This is a genomic window from Streptomyces sp. NPDC048600, from assembly GCF_055587025.1.
Genome location: NZ_JBVJGZ010000029.1, coordinates 94,880 through 111,141, shown reverse-complemented (window position 1 = coordinate 111,141; position 16,262 = coordinate 94,880). Strand labels below are relative to the sequence as shown.

Below are 16,262 nucleotides of genomic sequence, written 5' to 3'. Positions count from 1 at the left end.
GCCCGATCCGCTCCCGGGCGGTCAGCTTGCCCTTGGCGTGCTGCGCGGCCGTCGCCTTCTCACCCGGACCGGCCAGCGCCCGCGCACGAATCTCGTGCAGCTCGGCGACCCGTCCGCGCGCGTCGGTGGGCTCACCCGTCGTCTCTTCCAAAACGGTCATGTAGCGACCTTACGAAGCCCACCAAGGAATGCGAGCCGTCGACTCCGTACAGTCTCCGGCCCGTTTTCCTGGTACCCCTGAACAGAACGATGGCCGCATGTAAGCGTTCCGACTGCTCAAGGGGGCTCAGCCCTGTGGAGGTTCCACAAAAATCGCGGGAGGGCGGCGGCCCAGAATCACGATCACCGGTGCCATCCGTGGAGTGACGACGGAGCACACCGTAGATCATCCGGGGCCGGTTCGACGACACACCGGACATGAAAGTTGAACTTTGAACGGAATAGGTCTACGGTCGTCCGTGTTGAGCTCGTTGAACATTCAACGGAATCACTCCGCGGCTCCGACCAGAGCCACGGCCCGTCCCCCCAAGGAGCAGATCATGGGCATCTTCGGCCGCAAGGACAGCACCACCGAGACCACCGCCGTCGCCACCGGGCCCGTGAACCCGGAGCTCGCCGCGCTGACCGGCGACTACTCGATCGACGCCGCGCACACCACGATCGGCTTCGTGGCGCGGCACGCGATGGTGACGAACGTGAAGGGCAAGTTCCTCGACTTCTCCGGTGCGCTGCACCTCGACGGTTCCGACCCCGCCCGCTCGACCGCCTCGATCGACATCAAGATGGAGAGCATCGACACCGGCAACGCGGACCGCGACGGCCACCTCAAGAGCGCCGACTTCTTCCGGACCGACGAGTTCCCGGTCATGACGTTCCGCTCCACCAAGGCCGAGGCCCTGGGCGGCGAGGACTACCGCATCACCGGTGACCTCTCGATCCTCGGCACCACCAAGGAGATCGCCATCGACCTCGAGTTCAACGGCGCCGCCAAGGACCCGTTCGGCAACGAGCGTGTCGGCTTCGAGGGGAAGGCCGAGATCCTGCGCTCCGAGTGGGGCCTGACCTGGAACGCCGCGCTGGAGACCGGTGGTGTGCTGGTGTCCGACAAGATCAAGCTGAACTTCGACATCTCCGCGATCAAGAACGCCTGATCCGGCGCCGGGTCCGTAACCCGGCCGTGCGACATCGCCGCATCCTGAGCGCGCCCGCCCTCCGTCACGCGAGGGCGGGCGCTCGGCGTTTCCGGGGTTCCGGGCGTTCCCGGCGCTGCGGGCGTCGCTCGGGGCGGGAGAGGACGGTCGGGGCGGAACACGGCGATCGGCTCAGGTTGCGTCGCGTTCCAGGCGCTCCACAGCAGCGGCCAGGCGGGCCGCCCGGGTCTTCGGCGTGCGGGCCTGGAGCAGACCGAGCATGACCTGGTAGCGGTCCGTGCGGCCGAGCCGTTCGAAGGCCGCCCCGGCCCGGGGGCTGTCCGCCAGGGCGCGGGCCAGGTCCTCCGGCACGTCCGCGTTGCGCTGAGACTCGTAGGCCGTGGCCCAGCGTCCGTCCGCCTGTGCGGCCGCGACCTCGGCGAGGCCCGCGGGGCGCATCCGTCCGTCGGCGGTCAGCTCCGCCACACGGCGCACGTTGACCATCGACCACACGCTGCCCTGGCGGCGCGGGGTGATGCGCTGGAGGTAGCGGCCGGCGTCGAGCGCCCGGCGCTGTCCGGTGATCCAGCCGTGGCACAGGGCCGCGTCGTTCACCTCGTCCGCGGTGACGGACCTCAGGCCCGATCCCTTCTTGGCGACCCTCACCCAGATTCCGGGGTGCGGTGCCGGATGCCCGGCGAGCCAGGCGTCGAGGTCCGCGGGCGTCTCGAAACTCTCGCTGGGCAGGGTGGTGGCGTCCTGGGTGCTCATGTCCGCAGCGTACGAGGGTATTGGGTCAGGTTCTGTCCTACTTGTGCGGGACCAGATCCTGTTCGAGTTCTACGGAGTCACGGTCAGATCCTGTGCCCGTTCTACAGGGCTCTACGGGGCTCAGAACCCGCCTCCGCCGAAGTCCCCTCCCCCGCCGAAGCCGCCCCCGAAGTCGCCGCCTCCGCCGCCGTAGTCACCGCCGCCGAAGTCGCCCGGGCCGAAGTCGGCTCCCGAGACGTCGCCGCCCTCGTAGCCGCCGCCGAAATCCCCGTAGCCGGAGCCGTAGTCGGCGGCGTAGGACGGGGCGGCCATGGCGCTGCCCAGCAGGGTGCCGATGAGGAGGCCGGGCAGGATGCCCCCGCCGAAGTAGCCTCCGGCCCAGGGGCCGTAGGCGGGACCGGCGTCCCAGTAGGGGCGGCGGCCGGAGACCGTCTCCACCTCGCGGACCATGGGGTCCAGGCCGTCGGCGAGCCGGGCCCGGTCGGCGGCGCACACCGGGACGTCGCGGGTGGCGCCCGTCGCGGGCGTCCACTGCTCGTCCGCGACCGAGAGGCCGTGCCGCGGGTCGAAGAAGCAGGGCGGCCGGCGTTCCGGCAGCGGGGCGCCCTCGCGGCGGGCCGCCAGCCGGGCCAGGGAGAAGCGGCCGTCGTCCAGGGCCTGGGTGACCGGGCGCACGTCCTCCGGTTTCGCGGCCTGGTCCATCAGGCGTTTGGCCTGCTCATAGGCGTCCAGCCCGTGCTCGTAGTCCGTGCGCATCGCGTCGTCGGCGCCGGGTTCGCCAGGGTGGAAGTCCAGCCGGTCCAGTTCCTCACCGAAGGCGGTGATGTCCTCGTCGACGACGACCCGCAGCTTGTCCAGCGCGGCCCGCTGGGCCTCCTCGTGGCGCCGCCGGTTGCGGCGGACCAGGGCGAACGCGCCAGCCCCGCCCGCGGCGAGGACCGCGCCCAGGGTGATGAGCGTCCCGGCCGTGGCCCCGCTCTCGTCGCCGGTGCTCCAGCTCGCCGGGGCGGAGCCGCCCATGTTGGCGACGGCCCGGTCGGTGAACTCGTTCAGCTGGGCGACGGGGTCCTCCACGTCCTGGACGCTGTTCACGAGATTGCGCACGGCGGTCCCGGACATGACCGAGGAGTCGGCGCGCGCGTCGAAGCGGTCGCCGAGGCGGATCGCGTAGAGGCCGGTGATCCCGGTGGCGGTCCGCAGGTCCGTGAACAGGTCCTCGGTGGGCTGGTCCGCGGGCAGGACCGCGATGAACAGCGGCTTGTCGGCGTCCTCGATCTTCTCGCGCAGCGCGGCCGCGTCGGGGTCCGGCAACAGGTCGTCGGCGGAGGGTTCCACGAAGACGGGGCTCTGGCGGAGGCCGTCGGCGATCTTCGTGACCTCCGTGGCGGCACCGACGGGCGAGGCGCCCGCCGTCAGAAGAGTCAGAACGGCGAGCGCCAGCGCGATCAGCAGACCGGCGGGACCTCGGGTCGATGGCGCGACCTTCATACCATCGAAGCTACCCGAAGGAGCCCGAACCGGTCATATTTCTCGTTACTCTTTTTTGACTCGTTGTTTCTCTTTTTTGACCCCGCCGCCCTCTGGGTGGGTGGGGGGATGGGTGGGGTGAGTCGGTGGGTGGGGTGAGTCGGTCAGGTCACGCCGCCCGGTAGGCGGCTGTCAGTTTCGCCACTGCGGCGCCGTAGCGTCCCGTCAGGACCAGGTGTTCCGCCTCGGCGAAGGGCTTGGCCGACGCGGCGGTGAGGTGCCTGCCCGTCCTCTCCTGCACGAGCAGCCTGGCCTTGCCGACCAGCGCGCGGCCGGTGGCGTCGGCGCCCGCCTTCTCGGCGACCCCGGCCGCCGCGCCGAGCGCCTTCAGCGTCGCCTCGCCGCCTGCGGGCGCCTTGGTGAGCGTGGTCAGGCCCCAGCCGTACGGGAACTGCGGGTCGTAGGAGGTGTCGCCGACGTTGATCGGCAGCTGTGCCTCGGACTTCGGCCAGGTCACCGGGAGCTGTCCGGTGAAGGGACGGCGGCCGTAGAGCACGTCCGCGACGCCGGAGCCCTCCGTGCCCGGCAGCCAGGAGGCCACCAGGGAGTCGATCTCCCCGAGCCGGTCGCCGACGAGCTGCGGGCGCCCGGAGACGATCAGCACCGCGCACTTCATCGCCGCGCAGACCTTGTCCACCGCCCCCTTGTCGGCCGCGGACAGCTCCAGGTCGTGTCCGTTGCCGACGTCGCCGACGCCCTCGGCGTACGGGGTCTCGCCGACCACGACCACGCCGACGTCATGGCCCGAGGTCGGGGCCGAGGCATCCTTGGAGTACGTGATGTCGCCGCCCGCCTCGCGCAGGCCCTCCAGGACCGTCGTGCCGGGCGCGATGCCGCCGGAGGCGCCCTGCCAGGTGATGGTCCAGCCGCCCGTCTGGTTTCCGATGTCGTCGGCGTTGGACCCGGCCACGTAGACCTTCTGGCTCTTCTTCAGCGGCAGCAGACCCTGGTCGTTCTTCAGCAGCACCTGGGACTTGGCCACCGCCTCACGGGCGACGGCACGGTGTCCCGCCGAGCCGATGGCCGCGGCGCCCGCGGTGTCGGCGTACGGCTTCTCGAACAGGCCCAGCCGGAACTTCTGGGTCAGGATGCGGGCGACGGCGTCGTCGACACGGGCCTGCGGGACGCGGCCCTCGACCACCTCGTCGATCAGCGTCGTGCGGAACTCCTTGTAGTCGTACGGCACCATGATCATGTCGAGGCCGGCGTTGACCGACGTACGCACGTCGGAGGCGCGGTCGCCCGGGATCTGGTCGATGCCGTTCCAGTCGCTGATGACGAAGCCGTCGAAGCCGAGGCGGTCCTTGAGGACACCGTTGATCATGTCACCGCGGGCGTGCATCTTGACCGGGCCCCGCCCGTCGCCGATCACGTCGAGCGAGGAGTACGACGGCATGACCGTGCCGACGCCCCGGTCGACCGCGTCCTTGAACGGGCTGAGATGGACGGCCTCCAGCTCCCCGCGGGTGACCGTGGTGACGCCCTGGTCGGTGGTGTAGCTGCCGGTGGTGGAGGAGCCGTAGGCGGTACCGCCGTCACCGACGAAGTGCTTGGCCGTGGCGAGCACCTTGTCGCCGCGGTCCAGGTCCTTGCCGCTGCGGTGGCCCTGGAAGCCCTGGATGACGGTGTCCATCGACTTCACGAGGGCCGGGTCCTCACCGAAGGACTCGTAGGAGCGGCCCCAGCGTTCGTCGCGGGTCACACAGAGACAGGGCGCGAAGTCCCAGGGCACGCCGGTCGCGCGCACCTCCGCCGCGGTCACCGAGCCCGTGCGCTGCGTGAGTCCGGGGTCTCGGGCCGCGCCGAGGCCGATGTTGTGCGGCATGACGGTGGCGCCGGACAGGTTGTTGTGTCCGTGCACCGCGTCCACGCCGTAGATCAGCGGGATCTGGAAGCGGGTCGCCTGGGCGCGCAGCTGGAACCCGTCGATCATCTTCGCCCAGGCCGCGGCCGTGTTGGGCGTGGGTGTGGAACCCCCGCCGGAGAGCAGCGAGCCGAGCGCCTGGCCGGCGATGTCGGCGGGGTCGGCCATCGCGCCGCGCTCGGCCTGGGTCATCTGCCCGGCCTTCTCCGCCAGGGACATCCTGGCGACCAGGTCGGCCACGCGCTTCTTCACCGGGAGCTTCGGGTCGAGATACGGCAGCCCGTGGGCGTCCACGACGACCTGCGGGTTCTCGGCCGGGGCCTTGGCTCCGACGACCGTGAGCCGCAGCGGGATCGTCTCGGCGTGCTCGGCGGCGCGGTCCTTGCGGGTGACCACGCTGACCGAACGGGTGTCGCCCGGGAGGCTGCCCGCCGGGAACGTGACCGTGCCCTGGACGGGCGTGTAGTCCTCGCCGGCCGTGGCGCTGCCGCCCGCGGTCTCGTAGGTGACGGTCACCGGCTGGTCGGTGGGGGCGGCGCCCGACGTGCCGAGGGTGAGCTTCACCGTGGCCGTGCCGCCCTCGTCGAGCGTGACGACGGGGTCGGCGGTGACGGAGACACGCCTGGACTGGTCCGCTTTTCCGTACAGTTCGACGTCGTCCATGGCGAACTCGCCCTGGAACCCTGTGGGGAGGGTGACCGCGTAGCCCCACATCTCGGTCAGGCCGAGGATCTGGTCGATGCCGCCCACGGGCTGGTAGTCCGTGCGATAGGTGAACCGGGCGAAGGGAAGCTCGATCTGCTTCCAGCCGGTGAAGTCGTCCGTGAACGAGGTCGTCCAGAGCTCGGAGGCCTCGCCGTGGGCGCCGCCGTCCTTCAGCTCGAGGACGATGCGCTTGCCTGAGTTCTTTCCTTCCCACCACAGTCGGATGCCCTCGTGGGCCGACCAGTCGTGGGCGGGCTCGGCCGCCGCGAAGTCATGGGTGAAGCCGCCCCAGCCGCTGATGTCGTAGGCGCCGGTGAGGACCTTCTCGCCCTCCGGGGCGTCCGGTCGGGCGGTGAGCGACAGGGCCGGGCGGTCGTCGGTGTCGCTGCCCCAGGTGAAGATGCCTCCGGCGGGCTGCTCGGCGAAGGGGACTTCGCCTTCGAAGCGGTCGACGGGGACCGGGGTGGGGGCGTCGGCGGCTTGGGCGGCCTGGGCCGCCACGGGGAGGAGGCCGGTGAGCAGGGTGGCACAGGCGAGCAGGGCGGTTCTTCGCATGGAACGGTCCCTCGACTCTCGTCTCGGCGTGCCTCACGCTGAGGGCACACCTCGCGCTTACGGCTTAGATCATGGCGTGAGTTAACTGGTCGTCCTTGGTGCCGTCAAGACTTCACGTCAGAACTGGTACGTGGGTAACTCGCGGCTGGTTCTGGGGTGTTGTCGATTCGGGTAGTGAACGCGTGAGGCTTGGCCGCTTCGTCATCCCGTCATTTACTCACCGCGGCGGGGGGTGCGGGGCGTGTGCCTGCGGCGGCCTGCTCGCGTCCGGTGGGGGTGCGCGTAGCGCCTTGCGTGGGCGGGGGGTGAGGGGCATGCCTGCGGCGGCCTGCTCGCCTCCGGTGGGGGTGCGCGTAGCGCCTTGCGTGGGCGGGGGGTGAGGGGCATGCCTGCGGCGGCCTGCTCGCCTCCGGTGGGGTGCGCGTAGCGCCTTGCGTGGGGTTGTGGTGCGGGGCCGGGCCGGGGGGCATCCGTCCTCGGTCCGCCGGACTGGCTGCTTGCGGGGGTTCTGGTGTTCGACGGCGGCCGCTGCGGGCGGACACCCCCCGCCCCGTCCCCTCCCCGCCGCGGGCGACCAACGCCGCCGCCCGTGGCCCCTCCGCGCCGTACGCGCCTTCCCGCCGCCGCTGCGGGCATGCGTGCCGCTAGGGGCGGCACGGATGGGCGCAGCGGCCTCGTCGCGCCGAGTTGCGCACCGCCCCGCCCCTCAGCCACCGCCGGGCGGCACTCCGCGGCTACTCGGCCGGGTGGACGCCTGCTCGGAGGAGGCCGTAGGTGTACGCGTCCTCCAGGGCCTGCCAGGACGCGGCGATGACGTTCTCGGCGACGCCGACGGTCGACCACTCCCCCGTGCCGTCGGTCGTGGAGATGAGGACGCGGGTGGTCGACTGGGTGCCGTGGACGCCCTCGAGGATGCGGACCTTGTAGTCGACGAGGTCGAGCTTGGCGAGCTGGGGGTAGATCTTCTCCAGGCCGACCCGCAGCGCACGGTCGAGCGCGTTGACGGGGCCGTTGCCCTCGGCGGTGGCGACGATACGCTCCCCCTTGGCCCAGAGCTTGACCGTGGCCTCGTTGGCGTGGGTACCGTCGGGCCGGTCCTCGACGATGGCCCGCCAGGACTCGACCTCGAAGTAGCGCAGGGCCGCACCCTGGGCCTCCGCGCGCAGGAGGAGTTCGAAGCTGGCGTCGGCCGCCTCGTAGGTGTAGCCCTTGAGTTCGCGTTCCTTCACGCGCTCGACCACCCGCCCGACCAGTTCGCGGTCGCCGCCGAGGTCCACGCCCAGTTCCTTGCCCTTGAGCTCGATGGACGCGCGGCCCGCCATGTCGGACACCAGCATGCGCATGGTGTTGCCGACCTGCTCGGGGTCGATGTGCTGGTACAGGTCGGGGTCGACCTTGATCGCGGAGGCGTGCAGGCCGGCCTTGTGCGCGAAGGCGGAGACGCCGACGTAGGGCTGGTGCGTGGAGGGGGTGAGGTTGACGACCTCGGCGATGGCGTGGGAGATGCGGGTCATCTCGCGCAGCCGCCCCTCGGGCAGCACCTGCTTGCCGTACTTCAGTTCCAGCGCGGCGACGACCGGGAAGAGGTTGGCGTTGCCCACGCGCTCGCCGTAACCGTTGGCGGTGCACTGGACGTGCGTGGCGCCCGCGTCGACGGCGGCGAGGGTGTTGGCGACCGCGCAGCCCGTGTCGTCCTGGGCGTGGATGCCGAGGCGGGCACCGGTGTCGGCGAGGACGGTCGTCACCACGGCCTGGATCTGGGCGGGGAGCATGCCGCCGTTGGTGTCGCAGAGTACGACGACGTCCGCTCCGGCCTCCGAGGCCGTGCGCACGACCTGCTTCGCGTACTCGGCGTTGGCGCGGTAGCCGTCGAAGAAGTGCTCGCAGTCGACGAAGACCCGGCGGCCCTGCGAGCGGAGGAAGGAGACGGTGTCCCGCACCATCTCCAGGTTCTCGTCCAGCGTGGTGCGCAGGGCCAGTTCCACATGGCGGTCGTGGGACTTCGCCACCAGCGTGATGACCGGGGCGCCGGACTCCAGCAGCGCCCTGACCTGGGGGTCCTCGGAGGCCTTGGCGCCGGCGCGGCGGGTCGAACCGAAGGCGACCAGCTGGGCGTTCCGGAAGGCGATCTCCTCCTGGGCGCGGGCGAAGAACTCCGTGTCCCTCGGGTTGGCGCCGGGCCAGCCGCCCTCGATGAAGCCCACGCCGAACTCGTCCAGGTGCCGTGCGATGGCCAGCTTGTCGGCGACGGTGAGGTTGATGCCCTCGCGCTGGGCGCCGTCGCGCAGGGTGGTGTCGAAGACGTGGAACGAGTCGTCGAGTTCGCTGGTTGCCGTCTCGGTCATGATCTCAAGGCTCCTGTTGTGGATCTTCGGTCTTACCGGAATGACCGGCTCCACCGTCCCCCCATGGTCCCTCGCGCTGGTGCTCCCCGGCTGCGGGTCGGCCAGAAAAGCGAAAAACCCCTCGCGGGTGCGAGAGGTCTGCGCGCGGGTCGAGGACGACGGTGTCCGCTCGTACCTGGTCGTACGGAGCGGTCACTGCGGACCGGCGCGCCTGCTGCCAATAATCATGGCGAACGAGAGCACGGGGGCAGTTTGGCACAGGGCGCCTCTGTGTGACCGGGGTGTCTCAGTATGCGAACCCCCTCAGTTCGTCGTCGGGTGACCCGGTCGTCCGTCGGCTGTGCCGGGGTGCGCCGGTGGTGCGCTGCTTTCGGCCTATGGCAGCAGGCCCTCGCCCAGGAAGTCCTGGACATGGCCGAGGATCATCGCCCGGTCCGTGCCGCGCAGGCCGATGGCCACGTGGATGGAGAAGCCGTCCAGCAGGGCGCGCAGGCGGGCGGCGAAGCGGTCCGCGTCGACCGTGCGGAACTCGCCGCGCGAGATGCCCTCGGCCAGCAGGGCCACCAGGTCGCGGTGCCAGACGCCCTCGATGGCGGACTGGCGTTCGCGGGCGTCGTCGGCGGCGTTCTGCGAGCGGTTCCAGACCTCCAGCCACAGCGTCCAGTGCGGGTCCCGGTGGCCGTCGGGGATGTAGAGGTCGACGAAGGCGTCCAGGCGTTCGCGGGCCGTCGTGGGGCGGGCCAGCAGACGGCGTCTCTCGTCGCCGAGTCTGCTCTCGCTCCACTCCAGGGTCTGGAGCAGCAGTTCGTCCTTGGAGTGGAAGTAGTAGAGGAGGTGGCCGCTGCTCATGCCGACCTCGCGGCCGAGGGCCGCCATGGTGAGCTTCTCCAGACCGCGCTCGGCGATCATCTCCATGGCGGCGGACAGGACCTCCTCACGAGGCGGTGCGTTCTTCCGCGGGCGCGCCGCACCGGCCATCCGTGACTCCCTCACTGGCTCCTGGGCTGTTGCTGGGTGATGCAGTGGATGCCTCCCCCGCCCGCGAAGATCGTACGGGCGTCCACCGGGGTGACCGTGCGGTCGGGGAAGAGGCCGCGGAGGATCGCGGCAGCCACCTCGTCGTTCGGGTCGTCGAAGGCGCACAGGACGACGCCGCCGTTGCAGAGGTAGTGGTTGATGTAGGAGTAGTCGACCCAGTCGCCGTGCTCGTCCTTCAGGACGGTGGGCGCGGGGACCTCGACGACCTCCAGGGCGCGGCCCCGGGCGTCCGTCTCGCCGCGCAGGATCTCCAGGTACTCCTGGGAGCGGGCGTGGTCCGGGTGGGCCGGGTCCTGCTGGGTGTGCACCAGGACGGTGCCGGGCCGGGCGAAGGCGGCGACGATGTCGACATGGCCCTGGGTGCCGTACGTGCCGTAGTCGCCGGCCAGGCCGTGCGGGAGCCAGATCGCCTTGGTGGTGCCCAGCCTGGCGTGGATCTCCGCCTCGGCCTGTTCACGGGTCCAGCCGGGGTTGCGTCCGGCGCCGAGCTGGACCGTTTCGGTGAGCAGGACCGTGCCTTCGCCGTCGACGTGGATGGCTCCGCCCTCGTTGACCAGGGGGCTGCTCAGCACGGGTGCCCCGGCCAGGTCCGCGACCTGGGCGGCGATCTTGGCGTCGTGCTCCCAGCGGGCCCACTCCTGGCCGCCCCAGCCGTTGAACACCCAGTCGACGGCGGCCAGTTCGCCCTGCTCGTCCGTGACGAAGGTCGGGCCGATGTCCCGCATCCAGGCGTCGTCGAGGTCGCGTTCCACCAACTCGATCTCGGGGCCCAGCAGTTCGCGGGCCGACTCGGCCTGGCCCGGGCCGTGCACGACCGTGACCGGTTCGAACGCCCGTACAGCGCGGGCGACTTGCGCCCATGCCGTACGGGCCCGGGTCAGCTCCTCGTCGTCGGTGAAGGTGGCGTTGGGGCCGGGCCAGGCCATCCAGGTGCGTTCGTGCGGAGCCCACTCGGGGGGCATGCGGTAGGTCATCGGAGGTCCTAGAGGAAGTAGAGGCGGTTGAGGGCGACCGAGTCGGCGGCTTGGGAGCGCAGGGGTTCGCCGTCGAGGGTGACGAGGCCGGTGCGCTGGTCGACGTCGACGTGTCCGGTGCGGGTGTTGTGAACCAGGTCGGCGGGGCCGATGCCGCGGGTGCGGCGGACGGGGACTCGGCGGCGGCGGGTGGGGAGGGTGTCGTGGCCCTGGTCGAGGGCGGCGCGGGCGACGAAGGCGACGGAGAGTTCGGCGGGGGCGGCGCCGTGCGCGCCGAACAGGGGTCCCAGGACGAGGGGTTCGCAGGTGTCGGTGGCCGCGCCGGGGTCGCCGGTGACGCCGTAGGCGGGGAAGCCGGCCTTGAGGACGAGTTGGGGTTTGGCGCCGAAGTACTCGGGGCGCCACAGGACGATGTCGGCGAGTTTCCCGGTTTCGAGGGAGCCGACCTCGTGGGCGAGGCCGTGGGCGACGGCCGGGTTGAGGGTGAGTTTGGCGATGTAGCGCAGGACGCGTTCGTTGTCGTGGCCGGTGCCGGGGTCGCCGAGTTCGGCCTTCATCTTCCCGGCCATGGCGAAGGTGCGGCGGACGGTCTCGCCGGCGCGGCCCATGCCCTGGGCGTCGGAGGAGGTGATGCCGATCGCGCCGAGGTCGTGCAGGACGTCCTCGGCGCCCATGGTGGAGGCGCGGATGCGGTCGCGGGCCATGGCGGCGTCGCCGGGCAGGTCGGTCTTGAGGTCGTGGACGGAGACGATCATGCCGTAGTGCTCGGCGACGGCGTCCCGGCCGAAGGGCAGGGTGGGGTTGGTGGAGGAGCCGATGACGTTGGGGACGCCGGCCATCTTCAGGACGTTGGGGACGTGGCCGCCGCCGCAGCCCTCGATGTGGAAGGCGTGGATGGTGCGGCCGTCCAGCACGCTGAGGGTGTCCTCGACGGAGAGGCATTCGTTGAGTCCGTCGCTGTGCAGGGCGACCTGGACGTCGTGGTCCTCGGCGGTGCGCAGGGCGGTGTCCAGGGCGCGGGCGTGGGCGCCCATGTCCTCGTGGACCTTGAACCCGCAGGCGCCGCCCTCGGCGAGGGCCTCCACCAGGGGTGCGGGGTGGGAGGAGGAGCCGCGGGCGAGGAAGCCGATGTTGACGGGCCAGGCGTCGAAGGCGCCGAACGCGTGGCCCAGGGCCCAGGGGGAGTTGACGCCGACGCCCCACACGGGGCCGAACTCCTGGCCGATGACCGTGGTGACACCGGAGGCGAGGGAGGCTTCCATGATGCGCGGGGAGAGCAGGTGGACATGGGTGTCGACGGCTCCGGCGGTGGCGATCAGGCCCTCGCCGGAGACGATGGAGGTGCCGGTGCCGACGACGACGTCCACGCCGTCGAGGGTGTCGGGGTTGCCGGCCCGGCCGATGGCGGAGATGCGGCCCTCGCGGATGCCGATGGACACCTTGCGGATGCCCTGAACGGCGTCGATGACGACGACGTTGCTGATCACGACGTCGCAGGTGTCGCGGACGGCGGCGGCCTTGAGGTGCAGTCCGTCGCGGGCGGTCTTGCCGAAGCCCGCCAGGAATTCCTCGCCCGGCTGCTGGGAGTCCGACTCGACCCGGATCACCAGGCCGGAGTCGCCGAGGCGGACGCGGTCGCCGGCTCTCGGGCCGTGGGTGGCGGCGTACTCGTGGGGGGTGAGGCGGCGGGCCTCGGCGGGGTGGCCTCCGGGGCGGCTCATCGGCCCGGCTCCTCTCCGGCGGCACCGAGGTAGCCGCAGGCGGCGGCCCTGCGCAGGGCCTCCTCCCGGGCGCCGGGCGCGTCCAGCGGGCCGTCGACCAGGCCCGCGAAACCGATCGCGATCCGCGCGCCGCCGATCGGGACGAGCCCGACCTCGGCGCTCTCGCCGGGACCGAAGCGCACCGACGACCCGGCGGGGACCGCCAGCCGCATGCCGTAGGCCCGGCCGCGGTCGAAGTCCAGGCGCGGGTTGGCCTCGAAGAAATGGAAGTGCGAGGTCACGCTCACCGGCACCGCCGCCGTGTTGGTGACGGTCAGCCGGACGGCCGGTTCCGGCTCGGCGTGCTCGGGCCCCGGCAGCAGTGCGCCCGGAGCCCCCTCGCCGAGGCTCCCGCCCAGGGGGTCGGTGACCACCGCCAGCCGGGAGCCGTCGTCGAAGACGGCCTCGACGTGCACCTCGGTGACCACGTCGGCGACACCCGGCAGCACGTCGTCCGGGCCCAGGACCGAACGGGCGGCCTCGACCGCCTCGGCCAGCCGTCTGCCGTCGCGGGCGGCCTCGCAGACGGTGTCCGCGATCAGCGCGGTCGCCTCCGGCACGTTCAGCCGCAAGCCCCTGGCCCGGCGGGCACGGGCCAGTTCCGCGGCTCCGAAGAGCAGCAGCCGGTCACGTTCCGTGGGGGTCAGTCTCATGACGCGGGCACCTCCTTGCCTTCCAGCAGTTAGAGCAACACTCTAAACATCAGATTCTCGCGACGGAAACATTGACGTGCCACCTTCGGGAACGTCACATTGAACGGCACTCTAACTCTCATGGTGGCTGATCAAGGGAGACCTGCCATGCCGATGGAACAGCGCGGAGTCGACACCATCCCCGACGAGGAACGCACCAGTGGTCCGCGCGATCTCGTCTCGATCCTGCTGGGGTCGAACCTGTGTCTGGGGGTGATCGTCTTCGGCTGGCTGCCGCCCTCCTTCGGGCTCGGCTGGTGGGCCTCGGTCAGCTCGATCGTGGCCGGTACGGTCGTCGGCATCGCGTTCACCGCGCCGCTCGCCCTGATCTCGCTGCGCACCGGCACCAACCTCTCGACCTCCTCCGGCGCCCAGTTCGGCGTGCGCGGACGGCTGATCGGCTCGGTCGTCGGTCTGCTGCTCGCCCTCGGCTACACCGCCCTGACCGTGTGGATCGGCGGTGATGTGACGGTCACCGTGCTGGGCCGGCTGTTCGGCCTGCCGCAGAGCGGGACGGCGTACACCGTGGTCTACGGCCTGCTCGCGGCGGCGACGGTCGCCGGAGCCGTCTACGGCTACCGGGTGCTGCTCGCCATGTCCCGCGTCCTGGCGGTGGGCATGACCGCCCTGCTGCTGCTCGGCGTGATCGCCTACGCCCCGGACTTCACCACGGGCGCGCTGCCCGAGGCGGGCGGCTATCTGCTGGGCGGCTTCTGGCCGACCTGGCTGCTGGCGGCGGTGGCCGCGGGTCTGTCCGGCCCGGTCGCCTTCATCACCCTGCTGGGCGACTACACCCGTTACATCTCACCGGCCCGGCACTCCTCGCGCACGGTCCTGCGCGCGACCTGGCTCGGCCTGTTCCTCGGCCTGCTGGTGCCGCAGCTCTTCGGCACCTTCACGTCCTACGCCGCCCGCGCCGCGCTCGACTACGCCGGGCCGCTCGCCGAGTCCGCCCCGTCCTGGTACCTGCTGCCGCTGCTGCTGGCCGCCTCGGCCGGTTCGGTCGGCAACGCGGGCCTGATGCTGTACTCCATGGGCCTCGACCTGGACGCCATCCTGCCGCGGCTGTCCCGCGCCCGTGCCACCGTCGCGGTCGCGGTGGTCGCCACGGTCTGTGTCTTCGCCGGGCACTTCGCCTGGGAGGCGCAGTCGGCGATGACGTCGTTCGTGCTGCTGCTGACCGCGATCGGCACGCCCTGGGCGGTCATCACCCTGATCGGCCACGTCCGTTGCCGCGGCGCGTACGACGCCGACGCCCTCCAGGTCTTCAACCGCCGCTCGCGGGGCGGGATCTACTGGTACCGGGGCGGCTGGCACCCCGCCGCGGCCCTGTCCTGGGCGCTCGGTGCCCTCGTGGGCGTGCTGGCGGTGGCGCTGCCCTCCTACGAGGGGCCGCTGCTGTCGCTGACCGGCGGCGTGGACTGCAGCTTCCTGCTGTCGGGGCTGGTCGGGGGCGCGGCGTATCTGCTGTCGACGCGCGCCCGGGACAGCGGCGGGGCCGCCGTCGGCGCGAAGTCCGAAGCGGCGGCCCTGACGGTGACGGAGAACTAGCCGAGCTGGTGCATCCAGCCGTGCTTGTCCTCGGCCTTGCCGCGCTGGATGTCGAGCAGCGCCTGGCGCAGTCGCATCGTGACCTCGCCGGGCCGGCCGTCGCCCTGGCGCCACTCGGCGCCGTCGGTCTTCACCGTGCCGACCGGAGTGATGACGGCGGCGGTGCCGCAGGCGAAGACCTCGGTGAGCGAGCCGTTCTCGCTGTCGGTCCGCCACTGGTCGAGGGAGACGCGCCCCTCCTCCGCCCGGTAGCCGAGGTCGCGGGCGACGCTGAGGAGGGAGTCGCGGGTGACGCCCTCCAGGATGGAGCCGGTGAGGGCGGGGGTGACGATGCGGTCGCCGTACACGAAGTACAGGTTCATGCCGCCGAGTTCCTCGACCCAGGTGTGCTCGACCGCGTCGAGGTAGCAGACCTGGTCGCAGCCCTTGGCCGCGGCCTCGGCCTGCGCGAGCAGGGACGCCGCGTAGTTGCCGCCGGTCTTGGCGTCGCCCATGCCGCCGGGGACGGCCCGGACGCGGTCCTGGGAGACCCAGATGGAGACGGGCTTCACGCCGCCGGGGAAGTACGCGCCGGCCGGGGAGGCGATCACCAGGAAGAGGTACTCGTTGGCCGGCTTCACGCCGAGGCCGACCTCGGTCGCGATCATGAACGGCCGCAGGTACAGCGACTCCTCGCCGCCGTGCGCGGGCACCCAGGACCGGTCCTGGCGCACGAGCGCGTCGCAGGCCTCGATGAACGTCTCGACCGGGAGCTCGGGCATGCCCAGGCGGCGGGCGGAGGACTGGAAGCGCAGGGCGTTCTTCTCGGGGCGGAAGGTGGCCACCGAGCCGTCGGGCCTGCGGTAGGCCTTCAGCCCCTCGAAGATCTCCTGCGCGTAGTGCAGCACGGTCGTGGCGGGGTCGAGGGAGATCGGCGCGTACGGGACGAGCTGGCCGTCGTGCCAGCCGCGGCCGTCCGTCCACTTGATGATCACCATGTGATCGGTGAAGTGGCGGCCGAACCCGGGGTTGGCCAGGATCGCCTCGCGCTCCGCGGCGGACAGCGGGTGGGCGGAGGGCTTCAGCTCGATCGTGGGCGTCGTCATCGGTAGGGTCCTTCGCTTCCTGGCAAACGGCTGGGCGGCGACCGGTCTTTCGGCCGGGGGTCCGGGGGTCGACCCCCCGGGAATGCAGCACCGGTTGTGGTGACGGGCCGCCCTCACGCCCGTACGGCCGTTTCCGGCCACTGCTAGGACGTCCGAGCTTTCCCGCATACCGCGGCTCCGCGTTCGATTATCGCGCGCGGGACGCCGTGGAAGAAAACTGCGTGAGTGCTGCCCAAGGGTTGATGGTGGCAGCCGACGGGGACAT

11 protein-coding genes are annotated in these 16,262 nt (G+C 71.5%); 2 read left to right on the top strand and 9 right to left on the bottom strand.

The genetic code is table 11. From position 1 onward, the window contains the following. Positions 1-539 precede the first annotated feature (539 nt). Positions 540-1,151, top strand: a complete 612-nt coding sequence (locus tag ACZ6SQ_RS31355) for a YceI family protein (protein WP_469568082.1) — start codon at positions 540-542, stop codon at positions 1,149-1,151. A gap of 171 nt (positions 1,152-1,322) precedes the next feature. Here the strand turns inward: ACZ6SQ_RS31355 and ACZ6SQ_RS31350 are convergent, their stop codons facing one another. From ACZ6SQ_RS31350 to ureA, 8 genes are all read right to left on the bottom strand, one after another. Then, positions 1,323-1,901: a YdeI/OmpD-associated family protein gene (locus ACZ6SQ_RS31350; RefSeq protein WP_469568080.1), complete on the bottom strand. Its 579-nt coding sequence runs from the start codon at positions 1,899-1,901 to the stop codon at positions 1,323-1,325. A gap of 120 nt (positions 1,902-2,021) precedes the next feature. Further along, entirely contained in the window at positions 2,022-3,389 is a 1,368-nt protein-coding gene (locus ACZ6SQ_RS31345) for a hypothetical protein (RefSeq protein WP_469568078.1), read from the bottom strand. Between the two features lie 148 nt (positions 3,390-3,537). Beyond that, positions 3,538-6,552, bottom strand: coding sequence for a glycoside hydrolase family 3 protein (locus ACZ6SQ_RS31340; protein ID WP_469568077.1), 3,015 nt, complete (start codon positions 6,550-6,552; stop codon positions 3,538-3,540). Positions 6,553-7,286: 734 nt separating this feature from the next. Next, positions 7,287-8,897 (bottom strand): citramalate synthase, encoded by a 1,611-nt coding sequence (gene cimA, locus ACZ6SQ_RS31335; protein ID WP_469568074.1) that lies wholly within the window; start codon positions 8,895-8,897, stop codon positions 7,287-7,289. 375 nt (positions 8,898-9,272) lie between these two features. After that, positions 9,273-9,875, bottom strand: a complete 603-nt coding sequence (locus ACZ6SQ_RS31330; RefSeq protein ID WP_469568071.1) for a TetR/AcrR family transcriptional regulator — start codon at positions 9,873-9,875, stop codon at positions 9,273-9,275. A gap of 11 nt (positions 9,876-9,886) precedes the next feature. Continuing rightward, the gene (locus ACZ6SQ_RS31325; RefSeq protein ID WP_469568068.1) at positions 9,887-10,909 is read right to left on the bottom strand and encodes an agmatine deiminase family protein; all 1,023 of its coding nucleotides are present in this window, start codon (positions 10,907-10,909) and stop codon (positions 9,887-9,889) included. An 8-nt stretch (positions 10,910-10,917) separates the two neighbouring features. Continuing rightward, a complete protein-coding gene (locus tag ACZ6SQ_RS31320) occupies positions 10,918-12,630 on the bottom strand; it encodes an urease subunit alpha (protein ID WP_469568066.1) in 1,713 nt (570 codons plus the stop codon). Continuing rightward, positions 12,627-13,322: an urease subunit gamma gene (gene ureA / locus ACZ6SQ_RS31315; RefSeq protein WP_469568063.1), complete on the bottom strand. Its 696-nt coding sequence runs from the start codon at positions 13,320-13,322 to the stop codon at positions 12,627-12,629. Before ureA ends, ACZ6SQ_RS31320 begins: the two co-directional genes overlap by 4 nt. 147 nt (positions 13,323-13,469) lie before the next feature. Between ureA and ACZ6SQ_RS31310 the strand changes: the two genes are divergently transcribed. Then, positions 13,470-14,912, top strand: a complete 1,443-nt coding sequence (locus tag ACZ6SQ_RS31310; protein WP_469568061.1) for a cytosine permease — start codon at positions 13,470-13,472, stop codon at positions 14,910-14,912. On the opposite strand, the gene ACZ6SQ_RS31305 is transcribed toward ACZ6SQ_RS31310, so the two are convergent. Next, on the bottom strand, positions 14,909-15,997 hold the full coding sequence (locus ACZ6SQ_RS31305; protein WP_469568059.1) for a branched-chain amino acid aminotransferase: 1,089 nt from the start codon (positions 15,995-15,997) through the stop codon (positions 14,909-14,911). The two genes, ACZ6SQ_RS31310 and ACZ6SQ_RS31305, sit on opposite strands and share 4 nt — an antisense overlap. Between the last annotated feature and the right edge of the window lie 265 nt (positions 15,998-16,262).